Origin of the sequence: Streptomyces sp. NPDC102283 (assembly GCF_044766265.1) — a bacterium.
GTDB lineage: Bacteria > Actinomycetota > Actinomycetes > Streptomycetales > Streptomycetaceae > Streptomyces.
The window spans coordinates 295,016-306,794 of sequence record NZ_JBIWLQ010000003.1 but is presented as its reverse complement, the minus strand read 5'-3'; the positions used below and the strand labels follow the sequence as shown (position 1 = coordinate 306,794).

General features: G+C 72.8%; 12 protein-coding genes. 3 read left to right on the top strand and 9 right to left on the bottom strand.

Going from position 1 to position 11,779, the window contains the following annotated elements; all coding sequences use genetic code 11:
- Nucleotides 1-51 precede the first annotated feature (51 nt).
- The 3 genes from ACIRJT_RS08165 to ACIRJT_RS08155 form a co-directional block, all read right to left on the bottom strand.
- Nucleotides 52-696, bottom strand: coding sequence for a response regulator (locus ACIRJT_RS08165; RefSeq protein WP_371627843.1), 645 nt, complete (start codon nucleotides 694-696; stop codon nucleotides 52-54).
- A gap of 74 nt (nucleotides 697-770) precedes the next feature.
- Nucleotides 771-2,024, bottom strand: coding sequence for a MacS family sensor histidine kinase (macS, locus tag ACIRJT_RS08160; RefSeq protein ID WP_403906085.1), 1,254 nt, complete (start codon nucleotides 2,022-2,024; stop codon nucleotides 771-773).
- Nucleotides 2,025-2,057: 33 nt separating this feature from the next.
- Nucleotides 2,058-2,834, bottom strand: a complete 777-nt coding sequence (locus ACIRJT_RS08155; RefSeq protein ID WP_403906571.1) for a lysophospholipid acyltransferase family protein — start codon at nucleotides 2,832-2,834, stop codon at nucleotides 2,058-2,060.
- 236 nt (nucleotides 2,835-3,070) lie between these two features.
- On the opposite strand from ACIRJT_RS08155, the gene ACIRJT_RS08150 reads away from it, so the two are divergent.
- Nucleotides 3,071-3,850, top strand: a complete 780-nt coding sequence (locus ACIRJT_RS08150; RefSeq protein ID WP_403906082.1) for an alpha/beta hydrolase — start codon at nucleotides 3,071-3,073, stop codon at nucleotides 3,848-3,850.
- Nucleotides 3,843-4,538, top strand: coding sequence for a hypothetical protein (locus ACIRJT_RS08145; RefSeq protein WP_403906080.1), 696 nt, complete (start codon nucleotides 3,843-3,845; stop codon nucleotides 4,536-4,538). The genes ACIRJT_RS08150 and ACIRJT_RS08145 overlap by 8 nt, the downstream gene beginning before the upstream one ends.
- 10 nt (nucleotides 4,539-4,548) lie before the next feature.
- On the opposite strand, the gene ACIRJT_RS08140 is transcribed toward ACIRJT_RS08145, so the two are convergent.
- The 6 genes from ACIRJT_RS08140 to ACIRJT_RS08115 all read right to left on the bottom strand — a co-directional run bounded on the left by ACIRJT_RS08140 (nucleotide 4,549) and on the right by ACIRJT_RS08115 (nucleotide 9,563).
- Nucleotides 4,549-5,301, bottom strand: coding sequence for an endonuclease/exonuclease/phosphatase family protein (locus tag ACIRJT_RS08140; protein ID WP_403906077.1), 753 nt, complete (start codon nucleotides 5,299-5,301; stop codon nucleotides 4,549-4,551).
- An 83-nt stretch (nucleotides 5,302-5,384) separates the two neighbouring features.
- Nucleotides 5,385-6,326: an ROK family glucokinase gene (locus ACIRJT_RS08135; RefSeq protein WP_018957442.1), complete on the bottom strand. Its 942-nt coding sequence runs from the start codon at nucleotides 6,324-6,326 to the stop codon at nucleotides 5,385-5,387.
- A 115-nt stretch (nucleotides 6,327-6,441) separates the two neighbouring features.
- The gene (locus ACIRJT_RS08130) at nucleotides 6,442-6,921 is read right to left on the bottom strand and encodes a DUF5304 domain-containing protein (protein ID WP_403906074.1); all 480 of its coding nucleotides are present in this window, start codon (nucleotides 6,919-6,921) and stop codon (nucleotides 6,442-6,444) included.
- 83 nt (nucleotides 6,922-7,004) lie between these two features.
- Nucleotides 7,005-8,192, bottom strand: a complete 1,188-nt coding sequence (locus tag ACIRJT_RS08125) for an ArsA family ATPase (protein WP_403906072.1) — start codon at nucleotides 8,190-8,192, stop codon at nucleotides 7,005-7,007.
- 5 nt (nucleotides 8,193-8,197) lie between these two features.
- Complete coding sequence (locus ACIRJT_RS08120) at nucleotides 8,198-8,647, bottom strand: SRPBCC family protein (protein WP_403906070.1); 450 nt, start codon at nucleotides 8,645-8,647, stop codon at nucleotides 8,198-8,200.
- A gap of 109 nt (nucleotides 8,648-8,756) precedes the next feature.
- Complete coding sequence (locus ACIRJT_RS08115; protein WP_403906068.1) at nucleotides 8,757-9,563, bottom strand: metallophosphoesterase; 807 nt, start codon at nucleotides 9,561-9,563, stop codon at nucleotides 8,757-8,759.
- Nucleotides 9,564-9,841: 278 nt separating this feature from the next.
- Here ACIRJT_RS08115 and ACIRJT_RS08110 point away from each other — a divergent pair, with 278 nt between their 5' ends.
- Nucleotides 9,842-11,638, top strand: a complete 1,797-nt coding sequence (locus tag ACIRJT_RS08110; RefSeq protein ID WP_403906066.1) for an AMP-dependent synthetase/ligase — start codon at nucleotides 9,842-9,844, stop codon at nucleotides 11,636-11,638.
- The last annotated feature ends 141 nt before the right edge of the window (nucleotides 11,639-11,779 follow it).

Here is an 11,779-nt window from a genome sequence, read left to right as displayed (position 1 = left end):
AAACTGTGGCCGGACAACGCGAATATACGGCTCCGCCCCCGGACCCGCCGGTCAGACGTCGTCGAGGCCGCGCTCGATGGCGTACCGCACGAGCTCCACGCGGTTGTGCAGCTGGAGCTTGCCGAGGGTGTTCTGCACGTGGTTCTGCACGGTGCGGTGCGAGATGACCAGGCGTTCGGCGATCTGCTTGTACGAGAGCCCCTTGGCGACCAGCCGCAGCACCTCGGTCTCCCGGTCGGTGAGCTGCGGGGCCTTGGGCTCGTTCGACGCCACGGGCGCGGGGTCGGAGGCGAGCCGGCGGTACTCGCCGAGGACCAGGCCCGCCAGACCCGGGGTGAAGACCGGGTCACCGGCCGCGGTGGAGCGGACGGCGTCCGTCAGCTCCTGGGTGGAGGCGGACTTCAGCAGATAGCCGGTGGCCCCGGACTTCACCGCCTCCAGGACGTCGGCGTGCTCGCCGCTCGCGGAGAGGACCAGGACCCGCAGGCCCGGGTGGGAGCCGACGAGCTCCTTGCAGACCTGGACGCCGGGCATGCCGGGGAGGTTCAGGTCGAGGACCAGGACGTCCGGGCTCACGGCCTTGGCCCGGCGGACCGCCTGCGGGCCGTCCCCGGCGGTCGCGACGACGTCGAAGCCGGACTCGGCCAGATCGCGGGCGACCGCGTCGCGCCACATGGGGTGGTCGTCGACGACCATGACCCTGATGGGCCGGTCCGCGGCCCCCTGCTCGTCCTGTGCCGCGTTTGCCGCGTTTGCTGCGTTCTGTGTACTCATCGGGCCGATCCTGCCTTCCCCCGGGAAACCTTCGGTGCTTTGGGAACCTTCAACTCGACCTCGCAGCCCTGTCCGGGCACCGAGATCAGCTCTGCCGTGCCGCCCAGGTCGCGCAGCCGGCCGCGGATGGACAGCGCGACCCCGAGCCGCCCCTCCCCCTCCGCCTGGGCGAGCCGCCCCTCCGGGATGCCGGGGCCGTCGTCCCGGACGGTGACGATCACCTCGTCCGGCTCGTCCTCGACCAGGATCCACGCCTGGGCGTCCGGGCCGGCGTGCACGGTCACGTTGTCCAGCGCGGCGCTGACGGCGGCGGCCAGCTCACGGGCCGACTCGGCGGGGAGCAGCACCGGGGCGCCCGGCTCCGCGAAGCTCGTGCGGGAGCCCGCGTGCGGGGCGAGCAGGGCGCGCAGGTCGCAGGCGGCCCCGTCGCCGGACCCTTCGTCGTCGTCCACGTCGACCGTGCGGACCACGGCACCCTCGGCGGCGTCCTCGGAGACCCGGGTCGGTGGGACCAGGCCGCTGGAGACCAGGGTGCGCAGGGCGACCTCCTGCTCCCCGGCCATCCGGCCCAGCTCGGCCGCCTCCCCGCCGATCGCGGTGCCCCGGCGCTGGACCATGGCGAGGACCTGGAGCACGCTGTCGTGGATGTCGCGGGCGAGGCGTTCGCGTTCGCGGGTGGTGGCCTCGATCTCCAGGGCGCGGGCCAGGGTGCGTTCACTGGCGCGGGCGACCTCGACGACGTACCCGATGGCGATGGAGGCGACCCAGACCAGCAGGACGTTGTGGTAGGTGTCCCGGCTGGGCTCGCCGCGCTGGATGATGTTGGCGGCGGCGACGAACGTGGAGGCGAAGGCCGCCCACCGCCAGCCGCCCTTGATCGCGAAGGCGAGGACCGCGCCGGCCGTCCAGATCGACGGCAGCGTCGGGCCGTCGAACGACTGGGAGTCGAAGTCGGCGAGCGGGGTCAGCAGGATGCCGGTCAGCGCGACGACCAGGTCCGCGACGAGGAAGCGTCCGGTGCAGTTCGCCGCCGAACGGACCTTCGGCAGGGTGGCGACCGTCCAGACGAAGAGGAACGCCAGATAGGCGACGGCCACCCAGGGCCGCTCGAACCTCTGCTGGCCGAGGTTGTCCTTCCCGAAGATCGCGAGCAGCACCGCGTAGATCATCGTCAGGACGCGGTAGCCCGTCAGCGCGCGCCACAGCGGCAGCTCGACCGACATCCGTACGACCCGCTCACGCTTGGCCATGGCCCCACACCCCCCGAACGGTGAACGACGCTGTTACGCGCCGGACCGTTCCGTTCCGTTCTCGTCGCTCGCGGTGGCCTGCTTCTGGGCGCGCTTGGCCTCTTCGGCTCCGGCCTTCGCCTCCTGGGCCCTGGCCTTCGCCTCGTCGGCGATCTGGCGCTTGGCGGCGGTGGCGTAGACGTCCACGTACTCCTGGCCGGAGAGCTTCATGATCTCGTACATGACCTCGTCGGTCACCGAGCGCAGGATGAAGCGGTCACCGTCCATGCCCTGGTAGCGGCTGAAGTCCAGCGGCTTGCCGATCCGGATGCCGGGGCGCATCAGCTTGGGCATCACCTGGCCGGGCGGCTGGATCTTCTCGGTGTCGATCATGGCGACCGGGATCACGGGCGCTCCGGTGGCCAGCGCGACCCGGGCCAGACCGCCGGGCTTGCCCCGGTAGAGGCGGCCGTCGGGCGAGCGGGTGCCCTCGGGGTAGATGCCGAAGAGGCCGCCGCTCTCGACGACCTGGATGCCCGCCCTGATCGCCGCCTCGCCCGCGCCGCGGGCTCCGGAGCGGTCGACGGGGAGCTGGCCGACGCCCTTGAAGAAGGCGGCGGTGAGCTTGCCCTTGACCCCGGGGGCGGTGAAGTACTCGGCCTTGGCGATGAACGTGACCTTGCGGTCCAGCACGGCCGGGAGGAAGAACGAGTCGGAGAACGACAGGTGGTTGCTCGCGAGGATCGCCGGACCGCGCTCGGGGATGTTCTCCAGGCCCTCCACCCACGGCCGGAAGGCGAGCTTCAGGGACCCGCCGATGGAGAACTTCATTGCGCCGTAGATCAACTCTTGTGCCTCCTGTTGTGCTGTGGTTGAGACCTTAGCCTGTGAGGCCGTCGCGGCCGCTGCCCGGCAGGGGCGGAGCGGCTGCCCGGGCGGGCCGTGCGGGGCGGCCCCGGGGGGTGTGACGGCCCTGGTCGGTGTCGGTCCGGTCGCGTACGGTGAAGTCATCCGTCAAGCACTCCCCCAGGTGCCCGCCCGCCCCGTCCCACGAACAGGAGACCCTGGTGCCGGTCCTCCCCGGAGCCGAGCCGTTCCGCCACGAGGGCGGAGAGGTCGGCGTCCTCCTCTGTCATGGCTTCACCGGATCACCGCAGTCGCTGCGCCCCTGGGCGGACTATCTGGCCGAGCGCGGGCTGACGGTCTCGCTGCCGCTGCTGCCGGGCCACGGCACCCGCTGGGAGGACATGGCGGTCACCGGCTGGCAGGACTGGTACGCGGAGGTGGACCGGGAGCTGCGGGTCCTCGCGGAGAGGTGCGAGCGGGTCTTCGTCTTCGGTCTGTCCATGGGCGGCGCGCTGGGCCTGCGGCTCGCGGCCAAGCACGGGGACGCGATCAGCGGCCTGGTGCTGGTCAACCCGGCCAACAAGGTGCACGGCCTCTCCGCGTACGCGCTGCCGGTGGCACGTCATCTGGTGCGGACGACCAAGGGCCTGGCCGACGACATCGCGCTCCCGGGGTCGCACGAGGTCGGCTACGACAAGGTGCCGCTGCACGCCGCGCACTCGGTGCGGCAGTTCTTCCGGCTGGTCGACGGGGAGCTGCCCCAGGTGACCCAGCCGGTGGTCCTGCTGCACAGCCCGCAGGACCATGTCGTGCCGCCCGCGGACAGCGCGCGGATCCTGAGCCGGATCTCCTCCACGGACGTCTCGGAGATCCTGTTGGAACAGAGCTACCACGTGGCGACGTTGGACCATGATGCGGAGCGGATCTTCGATGAGAGCTACCGGTTCATCGGCCGTCTCGCACCGAACGTCGGGATGAAGGGGAGCACGTCCGGTGGCTGAGCACGACGCGGAACGCACAGGCAGCGACGAGGAGCGCGAACCGCGCCCCACGGAGCCCGCGGCCGTCCCCGAGGGGACGAAGCCGGCGGGGGCGGAGGGAGCGGAACAGGAGCGGGCGATCGACGAGGAAGCGGCGTGGGCCGCCATCGTCGAGGGGTACGGGGAGGAGCCGCCGGACCCGCCGGGCGCCAAGCCGTTCAAGTCCATCGACGACCTGGCCCTGCTGGAGGACGACCAGCGCAATGTGGTGGGGCCGAAGGACGGCTCCGCCGGTGACCCGGCGGACAAGGGGTCCGGCAAGACGCCCCCGAAGCCGCCGGAGAAGAAGCCGCTCGGCAGCTCCGTGGTCTTCGCGCCCGGTGTCGCCGGTCCCCGCGACTACGAGCTGCCCGAGTCCAAGGACGACGGCGTCGGCGAGCCGGACGACGGGGACGAGGGCCATTTCGTGCCCCCGGAGCCGCCGCCGCTGCCGGAGGCCGACGTCACGGCGAAGTTCGCCTGGCTCGCGGTGATCGGCGGGCCGGTCCTGATGCTCCTGGCCGTGCTGCTCCGATGGGAGATGACGTGGTGGCTGACCACGCTCTGCGTCGGCGGCTTCCTCGGCGGCTTCGCCACCCTGGTGGCCCGGATGCCGCACGACGACGATGACGACACCTACGGCGACCCGGGGCGCGGCGCGGTGGTGTAGGGGGTGTCCGTCATCCGACGGGCACTCTGAGGGCGGCCAGGACCGGCAGATGGTCCGTGGCCGCCCTCAGGTCGTCCTGGCGCACACCGTCCAGCCCGGTCGGCACACCGCAGCCGAGCACCTGAATGCCCGGGGTCGCGAAGACGGCGTCGATGCGCTTACGGGGTTCGTCGGGCGGGAACGTCAGCTCGCCGCCCCAGGGAGCGACGGCCCGGCAGTCCTGGAGGGGCCCGGCCAGGTGCCGGAACGCCTTCCCGGTCGGTACGTCGTTGAGGTCGCCGCCGGCCACGGCGTGCTCCACGCCCATCGCGGCCAGCCGTTCCAGCAGCAGGTCCGCCTGGGCGAGGCGCTCGTCGCGCTGGAGGCTCAGATGGCAGCTCAGCACTCCGAGCCTGGTCCCGCCGATCCGCACCACGGCGGTGGCGAAGCCTCTGCGGTGCAGGCCGGGGGTGAGCGGCAGCAGGACGTCCTCGGTGCGCTCGACGGTCACCCGGAGCGAGCACAGCAGCAGCGGTCCGGCGGCGGTGGCCCCGCCGCTCAGCACCACCAGGCCGCTGCTCTTCGCGAGCCTGGCCGCGGCCTTGCGCCAGCGGAAGAAGCGCGGGGCCTCCTGGACGAGGACAAGGTCGGGGGCGCAGGCGCGGATGACGCGGGCCAGCGCGGCGGTGTCGTCGCGCAGCGACCGGACGTTGTAGCTCAGCACTCTGATGACGGCTGAACCGTCCGGCTCGGTACGGGAGACGGGCAGGGGCGTCAGGGCCATGCGGGCCACGATACGACGGACGCCCGCCGCTGCCCCGGAGGGCGGCGACGGGCGTGCGTCGTGTACGGACGGAGCCGGGTGGCTCAGCCCTGGCGGGCCAGGTCGGCCGCGCCCACGAGCCCTGCCTTGCCGCCGAGTTGGGCGGCGAGCACCTGGGCGTGCGGGCGCCATTCGCCGCCGATCAGCCAGCGCCGGAACGACTTGCGGATCGGGTCGAGGACCAGCTCGCCCTCGTCCGACACGCCGCCGCCGACGATGAACGCGGACGGGTCGAACAGGGAGGCGAGGTCCGCCAGTCCGGCGCCGGCCCAGCGGGCCAGCTCGCGGAACGAGTCGACGGCCACCGGGTCGCCCTGGCGGGCCGCCTCGCTGATGTGCTTGCCCTCGATGCCGTCCACCGAGCCGTCGCCGAGGCCGAGCAGCACGGCGGCGTTCTCGGGGGTGGCGTTGGCGCGCTGCTTCGCGTACCGGACGAGCGCGCGGCCGGAGGCGTACTGCTCCCAGCAGCCCTGGCTGCCGCAGCCGCACAGGAGACCGTCCGGGACGACCCGGATGTGGCCGAACTCGGCGGCCACGCCGAAGCGTCCGCGGCGCAGCTTGTTGCCGATGATGATGCCGCCGCCGAGGCCGGTGCCGAGCGTGATGCAGATGACGTCGTCGTGGCCCTGGCCTGCCCCGAAGCGATACTCCCCCCAGGCCGCGGCGTTGGCGTCGTTCTCGACGACGACGGGCAGGCCGACGCGCTGCTCCACCTTGTCCTTGAGCGGCTCGTGACGCCAGTTGATGTTCGGTGCGAAGAGCACGGTGGCGCGCTTGTCGTCGACGTAGCCGGCGGCGCCGATGCCGACGGCCTCCACCTCGTGTCCCTCGCTCGCGCCGGCCACCGCCGCGCAGATCGCGTCGACGATGCCTTCGGCCGTCGGCGGGGTCGCCACCTTGAACGTCGAGAGGATCCGGCCCTCTTCGTCGACCACTCCAGCCGCGATCTTCGTGCCGCCGATATCGACGCCGATGGTGAGTCCCATGAATCCCTCAGTTTCGGTCGAGCCCCGCTAGGGGCAACCGTACCCGAGGCGTGGCCCGGCCAGGCCGGGGCCGGTGGGTCCCGGCCGATGTGGCCGGCCGGTACCGGCCGTCCGGTCAGTCCAGGTCGATGCGTTCGGTGCCGGAGGGGCCTTCGTCGCGGGGGTCGGACGGGTCGTCGGCGGCCTGCTTCGAGGGGTCCGCGGGGCGCGCGGCGCCCGAGGCGCCCTCGGTGGTGCGGGTCCAGCGGCTCTCCTGGCCCTCGACCGCGGAGCGGTAGGCGGCCAGCAGTTCGCTGCCCGCGGCGGCGAGGTGGTCGAAGAGCTGCGGGTTGCGTTCGATGACCGGTTCGACGGCGGACTTCGCCTGCCGGATGGCCTGCTGGACCGCGCCCTGGGCGGCGGCGCCCAGCAGCGGGGTCTGGAGCGAGGAGACCTTGTCGGCGACCGCGTCGACCAGCTTGCGCAGTTCCTCGGCGGCGGATCCGGGCTGGGGGCCGTACTCGGCCCGGCGGCGGGCCTTCTCGGCCGCGAGGTCCTCGGCGCAGGCGTCGGCCCACGCGTCGCCGTCGACGGGACGATCGGTGGCTTCACTCATGGCGGACTCCTGCGACGCGGGGCGGCCGACGGTCGGCCTGCGGTACACGTACTACCGACGTTACCCGAATGGCCGCGGGCCGTTCAGGAGGTGCGCGGCCACAGGGCCGGATCCGGCGTGAACCGCACCCGCAGCACCCCCTCGGCCAGGGCCGCGCCGGAGACGGTGCAGCGGCGCAGCGCGGAGGCGATCCGCACGATCCGGTGGAAGGAGCCGACGGTCAGGAGCAGTTCGTCGCCCCGGCGGACCAGGCGCAGGTCCTCCTTGGCGGCCCCGGGCAGGGGCAGGCACCAGGTGAGGGTGAGGGTCCCGTCCGCGGCGGCCGGGTCCTCCTCGATCCACCAGGGGTCGCCGGCCGGGCCGGGCGTCCGGCCGTCGGGGGCCGGTATCTCCAGCGCGTCGAGGTCGTCCGGGCCCTGCGGGTCGCGCCCCAGGTGGGCGGCCTCGTGCACGGGGAGGTCCGGGGCCATGTCCTGGCGCCAGTGGTCCAGGCACTTCTCCTGCTGGGCGGCGAGCGCGGCGAACCAGGGGTCGGGCGAGTGCCGGGGCAGCACGCGGGAGGCGACCAGCAGGTCGGCGCGCAGTCCGTGCAGGGCGAGGCCGGTACGGGCGGCGCGCAGGGCGTCCTCGGCGGCGGGGCCGGGCTCCGCGACGAGGCGGAGCGTGGTGGCCCGGTCCTCGATCAGGGCCTGGACGGCGGCCAGCTCGGCGTCCTTGCGGGCGGCGGCCTCGTACAGCCACTGCGCGGGCATCGGGACCCCGGCGAGCTGGGCGAGGACCGGGCGCAGGGCGCGGGCGGCCTGGCGTTCGGCGGGGAGCAGCCGGCGCAGGTAGCGGCGCAGCTGTTCCGGCAGGGCGAGGAGGGCCAGGGCTTCGGCGAGCGGCGGGAGGTCGACGACGAGGGTGTCGTAGCCGGACCAGTCGCCCTCGGCGGCCCGGCGCAGGGTGTGCAGCAGGGCGAGCTGCGGGGAGCCGGGGAGTTCGGTGAGCTCCTCGCCGTCGAGACGGCCCGCGCCGAGCAGGTCCAGGACGCCGGAGGCGCGCTTCTGGAGCTCGGTGAGTTCGGCGCGGAAGTGCTCGCCGGAGTCGATGCGGGCGTGGTCGAGGCCCTCCGCGGCCCGGGTCGGCTCCGGGGCGGCCGGGAAGCCGGGTACGGCCTCGGCGGAGACCAGCAGCGTCCGGCCGCCTGCCGCGGCCGCGGCCAGCGCGGTGGCCGCGGCGACGGTGCTGCGGCCCGCGCCGCCGAGGCCGGTGACCAGGACCGTACGCACGGCCCTCAGTTCCCCGGTGCGGACTCGACGCGCTTCTTCAGACCGGCGAGGGCGCGGTCGATGATGACCTTCTCGGCCTTGCGCTTGATCATGCCGAGCAGCGGGATCTTGACGTCGACGGCGAGCTTGTAGGTGACCTCGGTGCGCTCGCCGCCGCCGAGCGGGGTGAGGGCGTAGGTGCCGTCCAGGGAGCGCAGCATCTGGGACTTGACGAGGCTCCAGCTGACTTCTCTCTCGCCGGTCCAGGTGTAGGAGAGGACGTGGTCGTCCTTGATCGCCCCGGCGTCCAGGACGAGGCGGACCTGCTCGGCGCGGCCCTGGTCGTCGGTGGAGAGGACCTCGGCCTCCTTGACCTCGCCGGTCCACTCCGGGTAGCGGGCGAAGTCCGCGATCACGCCCATGACGTCGGCCGGTGCCGCCTCGATCGTGATGCTCGAGCTGGTGTGTTCAGCCATCGCCGTGGCCCTCCAGTGCGGTGTAACCGGTCGCGTTCGGCAGGAGCCTGCCGCTGTGCAGGCTATCGCGTGCCCGGGGCGCTCCGGTCCACGCCCCGACCGCCCGCGGTCACCAGCTCAGCGCCCAGGGCGTTCCGGTCGAGGCGAAGTGGCCGACGTTGACGCACTCGGTGGTCCCGATCCGCATCCGGCGGACCAACGGCTGGTGAACATGGCCGAAAAGCGCGTACCGGGGGCGGGTGGAGCAGATCGCCTCCAGCAGGGCGCGGCTGCCGCGTTCGAAGCGGCGGGCGACGGTGTCGTACGTCAGCTCGGGGACCTCGGGCGGGATGTGCGAGCAGAGGACGTCGACCGGGCCGAGCGCCTCGACCTTGGCGGCGTACTCCTCGTCGCTGATCTCGTACGGGGTGTTCATCGGGGTCTTCAGGCCGCCGCCGACGAAGCCGAAGACCCGGCCGCCGATCTCGACGCGTTCGCCGTCGAGCACGGTGGTGCCGGGGCGGGCGTACTCGGGCCAGAGGTCGGGGACGTCGACGTTGCCGTAGGTGGCGTACGTCGGAGTGGGGAAGGCGGCGAAGAGTTCCGCGTACTGCCTGCGGACCGCGCCGAGGATCTCGGTGTTGCGGTCGCGGCCCGCCCACAGCTCGCGGCCGAAGGCGCGGGCCTCGTCGTACCGGCGGGCGGTGCGCAGGGCGACGATGCGATCGGCGTTCTCCTTGCCGAACAGGTCGGGGAAGATGCCGCGCGAGTGGTCGGCGTAATCGAGGAAGAGCACCAGGTCACCGAGGCAGATCAGGGCGTCGGCGCCGTCCCCGGCGCGGGCCAGGGCCTCGGTGTTCCCGTGCACGTCGCTGACCACGTGGATCCGGGTCGTTCCCCCGGCCCGGTCCCTGCTGTCCGGTTCGCTGCCTCGCATGGGATCACCCTAGGGTGCCGCTCCCGTCGCTGGTAGACCGTCCGGACCTGCGGTTACTTCCACGTCGGGACGGCAGTGGACTACTGTGCGCGAAAGGGCCATGTGCATGTGTGATGCATAAGACATCTGGCCGGAACCCCCTATCGGGAACCGAGTACCGGTGGGTAACGTCCGGGCAGTCCAGTCGTGCTCACCCCACTGAGCACCCGCCATTCTTGGACCGCAGCCGGTGCGTCACACAGAGCCGTGGCACCGGAGCCCGATGAGGAGCAGCAGTCTTGCGCGAGTTCAGCCTTCCGGCCCTGTACGAGGTCCCGACGGACGGCAACCTGACGGATCTCATCCGCCGCAATGCCGCTCAGCATCCCGACGTCGCGGTGATGAGCCGCAAGGTGGCCGGCGTCTGGACGGACGTCAGCGCCACGCGGTTCCTGGCCGAGGTGAGAGCCGCCGCCAAAGGCCTGATCGCCTCGGGCGTGCAGCCCGGTGACCGGGTCGCCCTGATGTCGCGCACCCGTTTCGAGTGGGTGCTGCTGGACTTCGCGATCTGGAGCGCGGGCGCGGTGACCGTGCCGGTGTACGAGACCAGCTCCGCCGAGCAGGTGCAGTGGATCCTCGGCGACTCCGGGGCGGTGGCGGTGCTCGTGGAGAGCGAGGCGCACGCCGCGTCCGTGGCCTCCGTACGGGACGCGCTGCCGGATCTCGCGCATGTCTGGCAGATCGACGCGGGCGCGGTGGAGGCGCTGGGCGAGGCGGGGGCCCAGGTCTCGGACGAGACCATGGACCTGCGGACCCACAGCGCCAAGGCGGACGACCCGGCGACGATCGTCTACACCTCGGGCACCACGGGCCGCCCCAAGGGCTGTGTGCTCACCCACCGCAGCTTCTTCGCGGAGTGCGGCAACGTGGTGGAGCGGCTGAAGCCCCTCTTCCGTACGGGCGAGTGCTCGGTGCTGCTGTTCCTGCCCGCCGCGCACGTCTTCGGCCGGCTGGTCGAGGTGGCCTCGGTGATGGCCCCGATCAAGCTCGGCTGCGTCCCGGACATCAAGAACCTCACCGACGAGCTGGCCTCGTTCCGGCCGACGCTGATCCTGGGCGTGCCCCGGGTCTTCGAGAAGGTCTACAACGCGGCCCGCGCCAAGGCGCAGGCGGACGGCAAGGGCAAGATCTTCGACCGGGCCGCCGACACGGCGATCGCCTACAGCCGCGCGCTGAGCACCCCGGGCGGCCCTTCGCTGGGGCTGAGGCTCAAGCACAAGCTCTTCGACAAGCTGGTCTTCGGGAAGCTGCGCGCGGTGCTCGGCGGCCGGGGCGAGTTCGCGATCTCCGGCGGCGCTCCGCTGGGCGAGCGGCTCGGCCACTTCTACCGGGGCATCGGCTTCACGGTCCTGGAGGGCTACGGCCTGACCGAGACCTGCGCGGCCACCGCGTTCAACCCGTGGGACCGGCAGAAGATCGGCACGGTCGGCCAGCCGCTGCCCGGTTCGGTCGTGCGGATCGCGGACGACGGCGAGGTGCTGCTGCACGGCGAGCACCTGTTCACCGGGTACTGGAAGAACGAGTCGGCCTCGGCCGAGGCGCTGGCCGACGGCTGGTTCCACACCGGCGACATCGGCACGCTCGACGAGGACGGCTACCTCGCGATCACCGGCCGCAAGAAGGAGATCATCGTGACGGCGGGCGGCAAGAACGTCGCCCCCGCGGTGATCGAGGACCGCATCCGCGCACACGCCCTGGTCGCGGAGTGCATGGTGGTCGGCGACGGCCGTCCGTTCGTCGGCGCGCTGGTCACGCTGGACGAGGAGTTCCTGAGCCGCTGGGCCGAGGAACGCGGCAAGCCGGCCGGCTCGACGGCCCTGTCGCTGCGCGAGGACGCGGAGCTGCTGGCCGAGGTGCAGCGGGCGGTGGACGACGGGAACGCGGCGGTCTCCAAGGCCGAGTCGGTGCGCAGGTTCCGTATCCTGCCCGCCCAGTTCACCGAGGAGGCGGGCCACATCACGCCGTCGCTGAAGCTGAAGCGGAACGTGGTGGCGAAGGACTTCGCGGACGAGGTTGAGTCGATCTACCGCACCTGAGCGGTGTCAGGCGTACGGAGGGGCGGGCGCCCCCGGGGGGGGGGGGGGGGCCCCCCCCGCCGGCCGGGGGGAACCCCCCGGGGGGGGGGGGTGGGCCCCCCCGGCCCCCCCCCCCCCACACCCGCCCCCCCCCCGCCCCCC

Bases quoted from the DNA above. Each gene is read 5' to 3' on its own strand.
- ACIRJT_RS08165 (WP_371627843.1), bottom strand. From the start codon at position 696: ATGGTCGTCGACGACCACCCCATGTGGCGCGACGCGGTCGCCCGCGAT.
- macS (WP_403906085.1), bottom strand. From the start codon at position 2,024: ATGGCCAAGCGTGAGCGGGTCGTACGGATGTCGGTCGAGCTGCCGCTG.
- ACIRJT_RS08155 (WP_403906571.1), bottom strand. From the start codon at position 2,834: ATGAAGTTCTCCATCGGCGGGTCCCTGAAGCTCGCCTTCCGGCCGTGG.
- ACIRJT_RS08140 (WP_403906077.1), bottom strand. From the start codon at position 5,301: ATGGCCCTGACGCCCCTGCCCGTCTCCCGTACCGAGCCGGACGGTTCA.
- ACIRJT_RS08135 (WP_018957442.1), bottom strand. From the start codon at position 6,326: ATGGGACTCACCATCGGCGTCGATATCGGCGGCACGAAGATCGCGGCT.
- ACIRJT_RS08130 (WP_403906074.1), bottom strand. From the start codon at position 6,921: ATGAGTGAAGCCACCGATCGTCCCGTCGACGGCGACGCGTGGGCCGAC.
- ACIRJT_RS08120 (WP_403906070.1), bottom strand. From the start codon at position 8,647: ATGGCTGAACACACCAGCTCGAGCATCACGATCGAGGCGGCACCGGCC.
- ACIRJT_RS08115 (WP_403906068.1), bottom strand. From the start codon at position 9,563: ATGCGAGGCAGCGAACCGGACAGCAGGGACCGGGCCGGGGGAACGACC.